Source organism: Peribacillus simplex NBRC 15720 = DSM 1321 (assembly GCF_002243645.1).
GTDB lineage: Bacteria > Bacillota > Bacilli > Bacillales > DSM-1321 > Peribacillus > Peribacillus simplex.
In genome coordinates, this window is the sequence record NZ_CP017704.1 from 3,145,968 (window position 1) to 3,160,488 (window position 14,521).

At 42.6% G+C, this 14,521-nt stretch carries 10 protein-coding genes, 5 tRNA genes and 3 rRNA genes; 13 read left to right on the forward strand and 5 right to left on the reverse strand.

From position 1 onward, the window contains the following. Positions 1–55: 55 nt before the first annotated feature. On the reverse strand, positions 56–973 hold the full coding sequence (locus tag BS1321_RS15075; RefSeq protein WP_063236282.1) for a proline dehydrogenase family protein: 918 nt from the start codon (positions 971–973) through the stop codon (positions 56–58). Between the two features lie 408 nt (positions 974–1,381). Here BS1321_RS15075 and BS1321_RS27530 point away from each other — a divergent pair, with 408 nt between their 5' ends. Then, positions 1,382–1,546 (forward strand): hypothetical protein, encoded by a 165-nt coding sequence (locus BS1321_RS27530; RefSeq protein ID WP_155726545.1) that lies wholly within the window; start codon positions 1,382–1,384, stop codon positions 1,544–1,546. Positions 1,547–2,355: 809 nt separating this feature from the next. On the opposite strand, the gene BS1321_RS15080 is transcribed toward BS1321_RS27530, so the two are convergent. Further along, positions 2,356–2,586, reverse strand: a complete 231-nt coding sequence (locus BS1321_RS15080) for a helix-turn-helix transcriptional regulator (RefSeq protein ID WP_063236281.1) — start codon at positions 2,584–2,586, stop codon at positions 2,356–2,358. A 576-nt stretch (positions 2,587–3,162) separates the two neighbouring features. Here BS1321_RS15080 and BS1321_RS15085 point away from each other — a divergent pair. From BS1321_RS15085 to BS1321_RS15100, 4 genes are all read left to right on the forward strand, one after another. After that, on the forward strand, positions 3,163–4,371 hold the full coding sequence (locus BS1321_RS15085) for an aminotransferase-like domain-containing protein (RefSeq protein ID WP_063236297.1): 1,209 nt from the start codon (positions 3,163–3,165) through the stop codon (positions 4,369–4,371). A gap of 526 nt (positions 4,372–4,897) precedes the next feature. Continuing rightward, complete coding sequence (locus BS1321_RS15090; RefSeq protein WP_063236280.1) at positions 4,898–5,509, forward strand: helix-turn-helix domain-containing protein; 612 nt, start codon at positions 4,898–4,900, stop codon at positions 5,507–5,509. Positions 5,510–5,523: 14 nt separating this feature from the next. Beyond that, positions 5,524–5,979, forward strand: coding sequence for a hypothetical protein (locus BS1321_RS15095; RefSeq protein WP_063236279.1), 456 nt, complete (start codon positions 5,524–5,526; stop codon positions 5,977–5,979). A gap of 197 nt (positions 5,980–6,176) precedes the next feature. Continuing rightward, positions 6,177–6,413: a tyrosine-type recombinase/integrase gene (locus BS1321_RS15100; RefSeq protein WP_232522809.1), complete on the forward strand. Its 237-nt coding sequence runs from the start codon at positions 6,177–6,179 to the stop codon at positions 6,411–6,413. Between the two features lie 249 nt (positions 6,414–6,662). Here the strand turns inward: BS1321_RS15100 and BS1321_RS15105 are convergent. Further along, positions 6,663–6,735 (reverse strand) — tRNA-Ala (locus BS1321_RS15105). A 115-nt stretch (positions 6,736–6,850) separates the two neighbouring features. Beyond that, positions 6,851–7,558: an MgtC/SapB family protein gene (locus BS1321_RS15110; protein WP_063236278.1), complete on the reverse strand. Its 708-nt coding sequence runs from the start codon at positions 7,556–7,558 to the stop codon at positions 6,851–6,853. A 144-nt stretch (positions 7,559–7,702) separates the two neighbouring features. Here BS1321_RS15110 and BS1321_RS15115 point away from each other — a divergent pair, with 144 nt between their 5' ends. After that, complete coding sequence (locus BS1321_RS15115; protein ID WP_094246617.1) at positions 7,703–8,608, forward strand: DMT family transporter; 906 nt, start codon at positions 7,703–7,705, stop codon at positions 8,606–8,608. Positions 8,609–8,640: 32 nt separating this feature from the next. On the opposite strand, the gene BS1321_RS15120 is transcribed toward BS1321_RS15115, so the two are convergent. Next, positions 8,641–8,826: a hypothetical protein gene (locus BS1321_RS15120; RefSeq protein ID WP_034310479.1), complete on the reverse strand. Its 186-nt coding sequence runs from the start codon at positions 8,824–8,826 to the stop codon at positions 8,641–8,643. Between the two features lie 439 nt (positions 8,827–9,265). Here BS1321_RS15120 and BS1321_RS15125 point away from each other — a divergent pair. The 7 genes from BS1321_RS15125 (at position 9,266) to BS1321_RS15155 (ending at position 14,518) form a co-directional block, all read left to right on the forward strand. Further along, positions 9,266–10,816 (forward strand): 16S ribosomal RNA (locus tag BS1321_RS15125). A 176-nt stretch (positions 10,817–10,992) separates the two neighbouring features. Then, a 23S ribosomal RNA gene (locus tag BS1321_RS15130) occupies positions 10,993–13,925 on the forward strand. 118 nt (positions 13,926–14,043) lie between these two features. Then, positions 14,044–14,159, forward strand: a 5S ribosomal RNA gene (rrf, locus tag BS1321_RS15135). Together the 16S, 23S and 5S rRNA genes with 4 tRNA genes alongside form the textbook arrangement of a ribosomal RNA operon. A gap of 11 nt (positions 14,160–14,170) precedes the next feature. Next, positions 14,171–14,246 (forward strand) — tRNA-Val (locus tag BS1321_RS15140). 10 nt (positions 14,247–14,256) lie between these two features. Beyond that, positions 14,257–14,332 (forward strand) — tRNA-Thr (locus tag BS1321_RS15145). 20 nt (positions 14,333–14,352) lie between these two features. Further along, positions 14,353–14,428: transfer RNA gene (locus BS1321_RS15150), tRNA-Lys, on the forward strand. A gap of 8 nt (positions 14,429–14,436) precedes the next feature. Further along, positions 14,437–14,518 (forward strand) — tRNA-Leu (locus BS1321_RS15155). Positions 14,519–14,521: the final 3 nt, after the last annotated feature.

The following is a 14,521-nucleotide window of genomic DNA, read 5'->3' on the forward strand; positions in this document are numbered from 1 at the left end:
ATAATCACACCTTTTAATAGATTTTTTGTAGCAATTAATAATGTTGAATGTATATTTAGCTTCTGACCATCCCTTTGAAAGCAAAGGCAATATTGGATGGCCTTTCTGCAAGCCTTCTCATGAAGTATCCATACCAATCCAGACCATATGGTACATAGACGCGCATTTTGTAACCTTGCTTGACCAATTCGTATTGAGTTTTGTTTCTCATGCCATAAAGCATTTGAAATTCAAATTGTGTATTTGGGATGTCAAACTTCTTAGCCAGCTCTTTTGTATATTCGATGATTTTGTCATCATGTGAGGCAATGGCCGTATAATTACCGTTAAGAAGACTTTGCTTAATCAACTTTTTATAGTTTTCATCTACATCATTCTTTTCGGGAAAAGCCACCTCGGGAGATTCCTTGTAGGCACCCTTTACGAGACGCAGGAATGGTTTATATTGGCCAAGGTCCTCCAAATCTTTCTCTGTGCGGAATAAATATGCTTGTAGAACAGTGCTTATGCAGCTGTATTTTTCTTTGAACTGTCTAAAGATATCGATTGTTGCCTGACAGCGAACTTCATCTTCCATATCGATCGTGACCATGACTTTATGTTTTTCGGCTGTATCAAGAATTTTCGTCATATTCTCAATCACGAGTTTATGATCGATATCAAGTCCCAAAGAAGTCATCTTCAGAGAAACCTGTGAATCAAGTTTTTCCCTGCTGATCATTTCGATGGTTTCGATGCATTCTGCCGTCCGTTCCTGAGTCACTTCCTTAGAATCAACGAATTCCCCAAGATGGTCAACTGTAACCGACAAGCCGCTATTATTAAGTTGTTTAATGAATTTAATGGAACTTTGGAAATCAGTTCCCCCAATGATCTTTCCAGCAGCAAAATTTCCTCCGCTTTTTTTAGCAATATTATTAAGCAGATTATTTTTAGATAAAAATAAGAAAAAGTCCCTTGTAATGGCTTCCATATAAAGCGCACCCCCTAAGAAGATGTATTTCAATAAATTAAGCTTACGATTTTTCGACAATATTCTCAATGTTCTAAAAAAACAATAATTCTGTCATTTGTTTGTCGGTTTTGGACAAATGAAAAGGTTTACATTTTTTCTTGTATGATCGGATTAAACGAAGGTTTATATTTTAACTTAAAGAGAAACGCTAGAGGTAAAGCCTTTAGCAGGAAACAATGATGTGAATGACATCAATAAATACGTTTAAAAGTGGCATCTCGACCATAATCATCCAATGCGATATAATGAACCTTATTTAACAGAATGGATCAATGTCCAAGAAAAAACGATAAATGAAGCTTTCAGAAGTAAAATGGATGTAAAACCGTAAAATAAGTCGCATCAGCAAGCCGGGGAGGATAAGGAATGGATGCTGTACTTGAAGAACTTAGAGAAACATCAGGTTTGATAATAGCTTTAATAATGGTTTTGGTAATAATGGGGCTGATCGGTTATGCCCTTACGAATGTACATGAATCCATTGTGTCACCTGTGGTTCAGTTCATAAAGAAAATGGTTAGTCGAAAATAGTTCAAGCGGAATACATAACCTTTTGTCCCTAATCGATAACAAGCCCTTATTTAAAGAAATCTCTGCAGGTCTGGCTAAAAGGGACAAAAGAACCGGCAAGATATACATATCATCCGAAAACCCCCGCTTCTAATGGAAGTGGGGGTTTTTAGATTGTAGATAAATTTGAAGGAAAAGCGAGGTTGTCTACAGTTTTTTTATTTAAAAATTGCAGTTGATTTCATCCGAATAAAAAAGTGAAAAAATATAACCAATTTTTCTTTTTAGGTGATTTCAAAGTGGGAGGATATGCTTGGGAAGTTAAGGACATGCAGCAGCTGGATGACGTCATTCCAGCGAAAGGAAGCTTAAATTATGGGAGCATTTTATATGATGGATGAAGACTAAGCATCATAATAATTCGATCAACTTTGATCTGATATACATCAATCACAGACAAAAGGAGTTCCATCTAAATTTTAAAAGCAAAGTTGATTGGAATGGGTGTGCGAGACTCCTGCGGGAAAAGCGCGTCCAAGTGCGGACCGGATAGCGAGTGCCTGGAGTGGAAAATAACCATTTCGGCAAACTCAATTATTATCGAGTTTGTCTACTGTCTGAAACCTGTTTTTTTTATGGAGCACCATTTGCGAAGCAGTATAAATATGGGGGGTACTACGGTTTATGTCTATTCCGATTTATAGAATATACCTGAAAAGGAAGTGAAGGAACAGCGACCCACTGGCCCTTGATGGATTAATGACCGAGGCTTATCAAGAGTATTATAAGGGTGAGGATGCGTGTTCCTAATACGAACATTTGCTGTCTCCTTAAATATTAAAATAGTCATCTGCCTTTGCGTTGGCATCTATACTTCGAACCGCCTTCATGATTTTCTTTAATACTCCGGCTGACGGCACATACTTAGGATCGCTGCAAACTCTGCTTATCGTATTGCGTGAGATTCCTGACGCACTTACAAACTCCTCTTGTGAATATCCGTGCTTATCGATTAATTTACCGACCTTGCTCCGCAGCTTTCTCTTCCCGAATCTAAACATTTGATAACCTCCTAGAATTATTTACTAACAGTCTCGTCCAACTTTCACAAAAATATACACATAGTTTCGCAAATATTTGGTATCACGGACGTCAAGGTTTCTGCTTAGTACGAGAATTTAGTGTTAAAGTATAGTTTCGTATATCGGCGTGTTTTTACCCTCGGAAATTGTATGAATAGCGAAGGGGCAAGTTTTAGAATGAACTATGTTTCTATTCCTCCATGCATCTTAAAAAAGAATAATAATAGTAGTAAATAATGATTAGTGAAAAATGTTATAATACATAAGGTATCAGAATATTTAAAAATATATTAAAAAAAGACAAACAGTAAATAAGAAAGATAATTTTTGTTTGAAGGTAACAATTGGCCTAGCTTTGTATGGAAAGTGAGGGTGATGAAGAAGTGAATATGGTAATTCTTTATTACCAATAAGTCAGTCTACCTTTACATTAATGCGGATGGAGATCAAAGGCTAACGGATGGAATTTTATGATTTGTCTCTTAAAAAACAGCTATCTACAAAAATTGTGAGAATCAATCAAGGCTCGATTGAAGGAAAGGGTGTATGGTTGAAGTGAATGTTGAATCTTTTTTTTCTGAAAACATTAAAGCGGCACTTAAGAATGATCCGCCCGGTGCATGGATGCCAGATCTGCCAGATGGTTGTATTCGCTTGAGTTCAGGCTATCCTGATCCTGCTCTTGTTCCTGCTGAGGAGCTCAAGGTATCTGTAGCCAGACTTCTTGATGAGGAGCAGGATTTGCCGCTCCATTATCTCGGAAGTCCACGAATAGCAAGACTAAAGCACCAAATCCAGAAAAGATTGGGAGAGCGTGGAATTTGCGTTTCGGAAGAACAGCTTTTGATTACATCTGGAGCTTGCCAGGGGATTGATCTTATTGCCCGCATTCTTCTTGATGATAAAGCGGTCGTAGCGGTAGAGTCTCCCACCTATATGGAGGCTTTAGAGATTTTTCAAAACTATACGAAGCAGATTATTAGTATACCTATAGATGAACAAGGTCTCCAAACATACCGATTAAAAGAAATGCTGGATGAAAGGAAACGTACAGGTCTAACCCTCCCTCGTTTTCTATATACAATCCCAACCTTTCAAAATCCAACTGGGACGACTATGACAATTGAGCGCCGGAAGCATTTAATGGAGCTTTCCATCGAGTTTGATTTCCTCATTCTAGAGGATGATGCATACGGAGAATTATCCTTCGATAAAAATCCGGTGCCAATAAAATCTATTGATAAATGCGGGCGAGTCCTCCAAGTTGGGTCATTATCCAAGGTTGTTGCGCCAGGAATGCGGATTGGATGGATAGCAGGAGAAAGTGAATTCATTAAGGCTTTAGAGTGGTTTAAAAAAGATTTAGACCATCCATTTGCTCAAAGTACAATGGCTGTATACTTAGAAAACACCGATTTTGAGAAACGACTCGACCTTCTAAAAGATGTGTATCGTTCTAAATGTACTACGTTAATCCGTTCGATGGAAAAATTTCTTCCAGAATCCGTTTCCTGGTATGTACCAGATGGTGGTTACTTTGCATGGGTGAAAATTCCAGGTATTGATACGTCGCATTTATTATCACAGGCTCTAGCTGAGGGTGTTTCATATGTTCCAGGGAAATACTTTTTCTTGGATCAAAACGATGGAACCGAGTTTCTCCGCCTCTCGTTCAGTTATGCTAATGAGGAAGAAATAATCGAGGGTACTAGAAGACTTGGACAGCTTATCGCATCTTTTTTTAATGTCCTGAAGGATTGTTAGTTTTAAATTTAAAATATTTGAATGCGCCTACTTCCTTAAAGGGGGTAGGTTTTTGTTTTAAAAGGATTCTTTATCTCTTTCGCGATGATTTTATCGCAAATTGTTTCAAACTTCCTGAAATGATAAGGCACCGTAGACAAAGCCCAACTGAAGCACACAAAAAAATGTGTATATGTAGATTGTGATGATTTAAATGATCACCATGAAGATTAATTCTTGAAAGGAACTAATGAATGTTTTTGACCAAAGTATAATCCGCACGTTTATTTTTATAAAAAGCCAAAGAAAAAAAACCTTGCTACGCATGGGTTTTCGGATATGGAGCATAGCGGGATCGAACCGCTGACCTCTACGCTGCTAGAGATAGACATTGTTTCGGATTATAACAGATTGAGTTTGAAACTATCTTAACAATCTCAAAGATAAAATGAAGGAAATTTAATGACTCTAGAAAGAATTTTTCTACTTCTTTTGCCAACAAAATGTAACTATAATACTGATATCTACTTTTAAGGAGGCTCATAGCTTGACAAGTGAAAAAAAAGAAGACTTTTCACAATTGGACGAGATTAATATTAAGGCAACTGGACAAAGAATTAAATTCTTAGTACAGAACGCAGGTTTCTCACAATCACAATTAGGAAAAATTTTAGGAAGAGATTCAAAAACGATTTCTAATTATTATTGTGGGAAATCTCTGCCTGATAAAATCGATTTAATAATACTCTCCAGGATTTTAGGGGAATCTTATGATGAACTTTTGGTATACAAAGGTGATATGGAAGGTTATCAAAGGATAGACCACTACATACTTGATTATCATGGATATGATGATGAAACCATATCTGAAGCCATTAATAGATCAAAAACTGAAAGTAAATTATTTAACCCAGATACAAAGGGGCATGCTAATATTCGTAATTTAGAAGAAGCGGGGTACTGCTTGGAGTTTTTCCCCTTTTTAATTCAGCAAGATATTCGAAATAGGATGATGGATGAACTGCTTTCTGGTGGGGGGGTTCATAGTACGTATATGCATCATATTTATGAGTTTTATATTTGGCACAAGTTATCAAATGAACAGAAGGCTGAAAGTAAAGAACAATTTGCTATTTGGCGTGGGGCAAAAGAAGAATAAAAGAGGAGTTACATATGGAGCAGAAAGAAATATTAAAAAATGTAATTGAGTCATTATCAAATTATTATGAAAAACAAAAATCATTTAAAAGAGTTTTCTTAAATGAACCAGTGATGTCAAAAGCTGTTGAGGTTTTTGATACTGGAATGAATGAGATGGTTGACCATATTTTCGATTTGATTGGAATACCAAATGAAGAATCTTCGGATAATAAATACGAAACATCAAATTGGACAAAAAGGGTTTTAACTAATTTAATTGATATAGCAGCTAAAGAGGAAAAATATATAGAATCTACTATTGAATTAATATCTGATTGGAAAAATTTAAGTGATTATACATCGAAAGTTGAATCACATACATGGTTTGGTTATCGTCAACTTCTTGATGAACATATTACTGGATTTAAAAAATGGCACGAAGAACTACGAGAGAAGGAAAAAGGTAAGGGTAAGAGTAAAACTGTTTAGTTCAGTAGCCGTATCAAGTCTGGAATATTCTGAGTGATGACGTTGAACAATGGACTTGAGCGATAAATAAGTCATTCTTAACAGCATTTTTCGGTACGGAGAAATTAAAGAGGGGATATTGTATGAGCAGTAACCTTCACCGTTACATTGAAAGATTTTGACCTCGTGGACAATGGGGAGACGAGAGAAAAACGCATATTTTAAGCTTTGTAAAATCTCTTGAAGCTGATGGGTTCAGAAAAGATGGAAAGGAGGGGACTTTGTTTACCTCTTGGAATGGTAAGCCAATGCATCCATCCAATGTTACAACATGGTGGAGAAGGTTTATAAAAAGAAATAACGTGCGGTATATACGTTTTCATGATTTCCGTCATACTTCAGCTACATTATTAATCAACAAAGGAGTGCACGCAAAAATAACAGCAATCGTTTAGGACATGCTGACATTAGAACGACTATGAATACTTATGGACATGCTTTACAGGAAGCGGATAGAAAAGTAGCGAATCATTTCGAAGATTTGTTTATCAGTAACAAAAAAAGAGACCTAGAAGCGTAATTTACTTCTAAAATCTCTTAAAATCCAATAACAGTCCCCAAACTATCTGTAACATAAAAAATCCAATAATCTGTTACATAGAAAAAACCTTGATTTCTCAAGGTTTCATGTCGTTCTATATATATGGAGCATAGCGGGATCGAACCGCTGACCTCTACGCTGCCAGCGTAGCGCTCTCCCAGCTGAGCTAATGCCCCGAATTGAGGTACAATAATTATTTTATCGGATTTTGGTGAAAAGTCAATATAAAATATGAGATTTTTGCAAAAATGATAAAAAAACCGTTTGAGGGTAGTCAAACGGTTTTTTTTATTATACATTTTCGATCTCTACCCGTGCAATTTCCTTAAGATTGGAGACGGTATAATACACTTCCGATGTTCTAACTTTATGGTCGACCAGAACTTTAAGTGTCAAAAGGTGGTTGTCATTTGCCACATCTTTGATTCTAAGGTTTTTGATGAATATTTTTTCGTCTTTGATTTTTTTCAGTACGACGCCAATGTCATCTTTATTTTGCACGACCAGCTGCAGAAAGATTTCTTTTTGCCGTAACTTCATAGGTCCGAGCCAGGTGACGAGTACGGGCACCAATTCGACACTTATGATCAATAGGATTACGCCGGCTATGGCCTCGAGAAAAAATCCAGCTCCAACGGCGATCCCGATTCCCGCAGCTCCCCAGATGATGGCGGCTGTCGTTAAACCGGATATGCTGTTGTTGTCCCGCCGGAGAATGACGCCTGCACCGATAAAGCCGACGCCAGAAACGATCTGAGCAGCTAAACGCAAGGGGTCCATTGTAATATTTACATCGTTGCTCCCCGGGAACTTATAAGCGGATTCCATGGAAACGATCGTTAATAAACAGCTGACGATTGAAATGACCAGGCTTGTTTTTAATCCAACGGGTTTTCGTTTCATTTCTCGCTCTAGTCCGATAATTAGTCCAAGGAGAGCTGAAATCCCCAATTTGATAAGGATTTGCAGTTCCGATTGAGGGTCGAATGTCCATTCCATTTTGATTCACCACTTCCAAATTATTATCGAAGAATAAGATCGTCTGTTGCCATATACCCGTTTTTCAAAAATAACTACCCTAATAATTTTAACATAGTAGAATAGAGTTCTATGAAACGTATTTCGTTGAAAGGAGGAATTTAAGTGCAAATGCCAAAAGTGAATCCCTATGTAGCGTTGGCGATCGGTGTGGCATCCGTATCGTTTTCGGCTATCCTTGTTAAATTGGCGACCGCTCCATCGGGTATTATCGCCTTTTACCGTTTATTATTTACTGTCCTTCTTATGTTGCCGGTTTTCTTGGTGAAATACCGTCATGAACTTAAATTCATTGAAAAAAAGGATTGGCTGTATTCGATTGCGGCAGGAGTGTTTTTGGCTTTTCATTTTATTTTATGGTTTGAATCGCTTAATTACACATCGGTCGCGAGTTCAACTGTGCTTGTCACACTCCAGCCTTTATTCGCTTTTGCCGGAGCGTACCTGTTTTTTAAAGAAAGATTTTCAATGAAGGCGATATTGAGCGGCATCATTGCGATTGCCGGCAGCCTTGTCATTAGCTGGGGCGATTTGAGAATCAGCGGTATGGCACTTTGGGGAGATATTCTTTCGCTTGTCGCATGTGCGCTGGTAACTGGTTATTTACTGTTTGGTCAAAATGTTCGAAAACGCATCTCTTCTATAACATATACATTTGTCGTGTATGCAATCAGCGCTGTCGCATTGTTTTTTTATGTGATCTTTAAGGGAGAGGCATTGGCGCCTTATCCTGCTTCCGATTGGCTCTATTTCGTTTTGCTTGCCATTTTCCCGACTTTATTAGGGCATTCTTTATTCAATTGGTCACTAAAGTGGTTAAGCACTTCGACGCTTTCGATGGGAATCTTACTTGAACCGGTGGGAGCGACAATTCTGGCTTACTTCATATTAGATGAACCGATACTCTGGACGCAGGTCCTGGGAGGTACCATCATATTGGGTGGTTTGATGATGTTCTTAAAGGATGAAAAGAAAAGCAAGGTACATAAAGAAGCGAAAGTCTCCGTATAAAAGCAGTAAGTCTCCCGACTTACTGCTTTTATTTAATAGGGGTGAAACAAATAGGTGATCCGTGTGAAAATCAAAGCAAAAGTAAAGCTGAATAAAAACGTCGTACCATTCACCTTACCTTTTTCTCTGCTGAACTTGATGGCTTCATAAAAAGCGGTACTGAATAAGTAAAGGGCCATACTGTAAGAAATGAGTAATCCGATTAATGGCAGATTCATTGCTTCACCTCATGGAAAAAAGATATCTATATATGAATATTTGTTTTTCTTTGGAAATATGCTTCGTTTATTCATAAAACATGAGCTTGGCCCGTATAGCAGGGGAAAGGGTGTGATGATGATGTAAAGAATATATAGAAGGAAATAGGTGAAAATGTTTTTTTTTGAAAAAGTTTTAAAAAACGTATTGCAAACATTTTTAGTACATGGTATATTATTTCTTGTCGCTAAGACAGCAACTCAAACAGCTAACAAGTTGTTGAAAAACATTTTTTAAAAAGTTGTTGACGAAACGTGACAGAATGTGTTACATTATAGGAGTCGCTTCTGAGAGAAACGACAACAAATTGCTCTTTGAAAACTGAACAAAACAAAGCGCCAACGTTAAATTTTAAGTGAGCACACACTATCAAAAAAGCAAATGAGCAAGTCAAACATTTCTTCGGAGAGTTTGATCCTGGCTCAGGACGAACGCTGGCGGCGTGCCTAATACATGCAAGTCGAGCGAATCGATGGGAGCTTGCTCCCTGAGATTAGCGGCGGACGGGTGAGTAACACGTGGGCAACCTGCCTATAAGACTGGGATAACTTCGGGAAACCGGAGCTAATACCGGATACGTTCTTTTCTCGCATGAGAGAAGATGGAAAGACGGTTTACGCTGTCACTTATAGATGGGCCCGCGGCGCATTAGCTAGTTGGTGAGGTAATGGCTCACCAAGGCGACGATGCGTAGCCGACCTGAGAGGGTGATCGGCCACACTGGGACTGAGACACGGCCCAGACTCCTACGGGAGGCAGCAGTAGGGAATCTTCCGCAATGGACGAAAGTCTGACGGAGCAACGCCGCGTGAACGAAGAAGGCCTTCGGGTCGTAAAGTTCTGTTGTTAGGGAAGAACAAGTACCAGAGTAACTGCTGGTACCTTGACGGTACCTAACCAGAAAGCCACGGCTAACTACGTGCCAGCAGCCGCGGTAATACGTAGGTGGCAAGCGTTGTCCGGAATTATTGGGCGTAAAGCGCGCGCAGGTGGTTCCTTAAGTCTGATGTGAAAGCCCACGGCTCAACCGTGGAGGGTCATTGGAAACTGGGGAACTTGAGTGCAGAAGAGGAAAGTGGAATTCCAAGTGTAGCGGTGAAATGCGTAGAGATTTGGAGGAACACCAGTGGCGAAGGCGACTTTCTGGTCTGTAACTGACACTGAGGCGCGAAAGCGTGGGGAGCAAACAGGATTAGATACCCTGGTAGTCCACGCCGTAAACGATGAGTGCTAAGTGTTAGAGGGTTTCCGCCCTTTAGTGCTGCAGCTAACGCATTAAGCACTCCGCCTGGGGAGTACGGCCGCAAGGCTGAAACTCAAAGGAATTGACGGGGGCCCGCACAAGCGGTGGAGCATGTGGTTTAATTCGAAGCAACGCGAAGAACCTTACCAGGTCTTGACATCCTCTGACAACCCTAGAGATAGGGCTTTCCCCTTCGGGGGACAGAGTGACAGGTGGTGCATGGTTGTCGTCAGCTCGTGTCGTGAGATGTTGGGTTAAGTCCCGCAACGAGCGCAACCCTTGATCTTAGTTGCCAGCATTCAGTTGGGCACTCTAAGGTGACTGCCGGTGACAAACCGGAGGAAGGTGGGGATGACGTCAAATCATCATGCCCCTTATGACCTGGGCTACACACGTGCTACAATGGATGGTACAAAGGGCTGCAAACCTGCGAAGGTAAGCGAATCCCATAAAGCCATTCTCAGTTCGGATTGTAGGCTGCAACTCGCCTACATGAAGCCGGAATCGCTAGTAATCGCGGATCAGCATGCCGCGGTGAATACGTTCCCGGGCCTTGTACACACCGCCCGTCACACCACGAGAGTTTGTAACACCCGAAGTCGGTGAGGTAACCTTTATGGAGCCAGCCGCCTAAGGTGGGACAGATGATTGGGGTGAAGTCGTAACAAGGTAGCCGTATCGGAAGGTGCGGCTGGATCACCTCCTTTCTAAGGATAATTACGAGAGCGCTTTTGTTTTGTTCAGTTTTGAATGAGTAATTCATTCAAATAGGAAAGACAAACATCACGATGTGATGGATTCTTTCTGCTTTGTTCCTTGAAAACTAGATAATAGATAGAAGGCAATTAATTTTTTTCAAAGCATCTGTAAGATCTTTTTTAACGGTTAAGTTAGAAAGGGCGCACGGTGGATGCCTTGGCACTAGGAGCCGATGAAGGACGGGACTAACACCGATATGCTTCGGGGAGCTGTAAGTAAGCTTTGATCCGGAGATTTCCGAATGGGGAAACCCACTGTTCGTAATGGAACAGTATCTTTACCTGAATACATAGGGTACTGAAGGCAGACCCGGGGAACTGAAACATCTAAGTACCCGGAGGAAGAGAAAGCAAATGCGATTTCCTGAGTAGCGGCGAGCGAAACGGAATTAGCCCAAACCAAGAGGCTTGCCTCTTGGGGTTGTAGGACACTCAACATGGAGTTACAAAGGAACGGGGTAAATGAAGTGATCTGGAAAGGTCCGTCAAAGAAGGTAAAAACCCTGTAGTTGAAACTTCGTTCCCTCCTGAGTGGATCCTGAGTACGGCGGGACACGAGAAATCCCGTCGGAAGCAGGGAGGACCATCTCCCAAGGCTAAATACTCCCTAGTGACCGATAGTGAACCAGTACCGTGAGGGAAAGGTGAAAAGCACCCCGGAAGGGGAGTGAAATAGATCCTGAAACCGTGTGCCTACAAGTAGTCAAAGCCCGTTAATGGGTAATGGCGTGCCTTTTGTAGAATGAACCGGCGAGTTACGATTTCATGCGAGGTTAAGTTGATAAGACGGAGCCGCAGCGAAAGCGAGTCTGAATAGGGCGAATGAGTATGAGGTCGTAGACCCGAAACCAGGTGATCTACCCATGTCCAGGGTGAAGTTCAGGTAACACTGAATGGAGGCCCGAACCCACGCACGTTGAAAAGTGCGGGGATGAGGTGTGGGTAGCGGAGAAATTCCAATCGAACCTGGAGATAGCTGGTTCTCTCCGAAATAGCTTTAGGGCTAGCCTCAAGATGAGAGTATTGGAGGTAGAGCACTGATTGGACTAGGGGCCCCCAACGGGTTACCGAATTCAGTCAAACTCCGAATGCCAAATACTTATTCTTGGGAGTCAGACTGCGAGTGATAAGATCCGTAGTCGAAAGGGAAACAGCCCAGACCACCAGCTAAGGTCCCAAAGTATACGTTAAGTGGAAAAGGATGTGGAGTTGCTTAGACAACCAGGATGTTGGCTCAGAAGCAGCCACCATTTAAAGAGTGCGTAATAGCTCACTGGTCGAGTGACTCCGCGCCGAAAATGTACCGGGGCTAAACGTATCACCGAAGCTGTGGATTGACACCGTATGGTGTCGATGGTAGGAGAGCGTTCTAAGGGCGTTGAAGTCAGACCGGAAGGACTGGTGGAGCGCTTAGAAGTGAGAATGCCGGTATGAGTAGCGAAAGAAGGGTGAGAATCCCTTCCACCGAATGCCTAAGGTTTCCTGAGGAAGGCTCGTCCGCTCAGGGTTAGTCGGGACCTAAGCCGAGGCCGAAAGGCGTAGGCGATGGACAACAGGTTGATATTCCTGTACCACCTATACATCGTTTGAACGATGGGGGGACGCAGAAGGATAGGGTAAGCGCGCTGTTGGATATGCGCGTCCAAGCAGTTAGGCCGGAAACGAGGCAAATCCCGTTTCCATTAAGGCGGAGCTGTGATGGCGAGGGAAATATAGTACCGAAGTTCCTGATTCCACGCTGCCAAGAAAAGCCTCTAGTGAGATGTAAGGTGCCCGTACCGCAAACCGACACAGGTAGGCGAGGAGAGAATCCTAAGGTGTGCGAGAGAACTCTCGTTAAGGAACTCGGCAAAATGACCCCGTAACTTCGGGAGAAGGGGTGCTTTTTAGGGTGAATAGCCCAGAAAAGCCGCAGTGAATAGGCCCAGGCGACTGTTTAGCAAAAACACAGGTCTCTGCGAAGCCGCAAGGCGAAGTATAGGGGCTGACACCTGCCCGGTGCTGGAAGGTTAAGGGGAGAGGTTAGCGCAAGCGAAGCTTTGAACCGAAGCCCCAGTAAACGGCGGCCGTAACTATAACGGTCCTAAGGTAGCGAAATTCCTTGTCGGGTAAGTTCCGACCCGCACGAAAGGTGTAACGATCTGGGCACTGTCTCAACGAGAGACTCGGTGAAATTATAGTACCTGTGAAGATGCAGGTTACCCGCGACAGGACGGAAAGACCCCGTGGAGCTTTACTGCAGCCTGATATTGAATTTTGGTACAGCTTGTACAGGATAGGTAGGAGCCTGAGAAGCCGGAGCGCTAGCTTCGGTGGAGGCGTTGGTGGGATACTACCCTGGCTGTATTGAAATTCTAACCCGCGCCCCTTATCGGGGTGGGAGACAGTGTCAGGTGGGCAGTTTGACTGGGGCGGTCGCCTCCTAAAGAGTAACGGAGGCGCCCAAAGGTTCCCTCAGAATGGTTGGAAATCATTCGTAGAGTGTAAAGGCACAAGGGAGCTTGACTGCGAGACCTACAAGTCGAGCAGGGACGAAAGTCGGGCTTAGTGATCCGGTGGTTCCGCATGGAAGGGCCATCGCTCAACGGATAAAAGCTACCCCGGGGATAACAGGCTTATCTCCCCCAAGAGTCCACATCGACGGGGAGGTTTGGCACCTCGATGTCGGCTCATCGCATCCTGGGGCTGTAGTCGGTCCCAAGGGTTGGGCTGTTCGCCCATTAAAGCGGTACGCGAGCTGGGTTCAGAACGTCGTGAGACAGTTCGGTCCCTATCCGTCGCGGGCGCAGGAAATTTGAGAGGAGCTGTCCTTAGTACGAGAGGACCGGGATGGACGCACCGCTGGTGTACCAGTTGTCTTGCCAAAGGCATAGCTGGGTAGCTACGTGCGGACGGGATAAGTGCTGAAAGCATCTAAGCATGAAGCCCCCCTCAAGATGAGATTTCCCATGGCGCAAGCTAGTAAGATCCCTGAAAGATGATCAGGTTGATAGGTCAGAGGTGGAAGCGTGGCGACATGTGGAGCTGACTGATACTAATAGATCGAGGACTTAACCAACGCTTTAAAAAAATGAAATACCTTCTTATTATCTAGTTTTGAAGGAATGAAAATTTCTTCTTGCATTTTCTCAAAAAGACGTTATAATAATATATGTCTTGAAAAAATGTTAACATTGTTTGGTGACGATAGCGAAGAGGTCACACCCGTTCCCATTCCGAACACGGCAGTTAAGCTCTTCAGCGCCGATGGTAGTTGGGGGTTTCCCCCTGTGAGAGTAGGACGTCGCCAAGCAGGTTTTATATGGAGGATTAGCTCAGCTGGGAGAGCATCTGCCTTACAAGCAGAGGGTCGGCGGTTCGATCCCGTCATCCTCCACCATTTTACACCTGCCGGTGTAGCTCAACTGGTAGAGCAACTGACTTGTAATCAGTAGGTTGGGGGTTCAAGTCCTCTTGCCGGCACCATTTTAAGATAGTACAAGCACGAGCCATTAGCTCAGTTGGTAGAGCATCTGACTTTTAATCAGAGGGTCGAAGGTTCGAATCCTTCATGGCTCACCATTTTATATGCGGGTGTGGCGGAATTGGCAGACGCACCAGACTTAGGATCTGGCGCCGCAAGGCGTGGGGGTTCAAGTCCCTTCACCCGCATCT

Excerpts from the sequence above, each read along its gene's own strand:
- BS1321_RS15075 (WP_063236282.1), bottom strand. The coding sequence starts at position 973 with ATGGAAGCCATTACAAGGGACTTTTTCTTATTTTTATCTAAAAATAAT.
- BS1321_RS27530 (WP_155726545.1), top strand. The coding sequence starts at position 1,382 with ATGGATGCTGTACTTGAAGAACTTAGAGAAACATCAGGTTTGATAATA.
- BS1321_RS15080 (WP_063236281.1), bottom strand. The coding sequence starts at position 2,586 with ATGTTTAGATTCGGGAAGAGAAAGCTGCGGAGCAAGGTCGGTAAATTA.
- BS1321_RS15095 (WP_063236279.1), top strand. The coding sequence starts at position 5,524 with ATGGAGCAGAAAGAAATATTAAAAAATGTAATTGAGTCATTATCAAAT.
- BS1321_RS15110 (WP_063236278.1), bottom strand. The coding sequence starts at position 7,558 with ATGGAATGGACATTCGACCCTCAATCGGAACTGCAAATCCTTATCAAA.
- BS1321_RS15120 (WP_034310479.1), bottom strand. The coding sequence starts at position 8,826 with ATGAATCTGCCATTAATCGGATTACTCATTTCTTACAGTATGGCCCTT.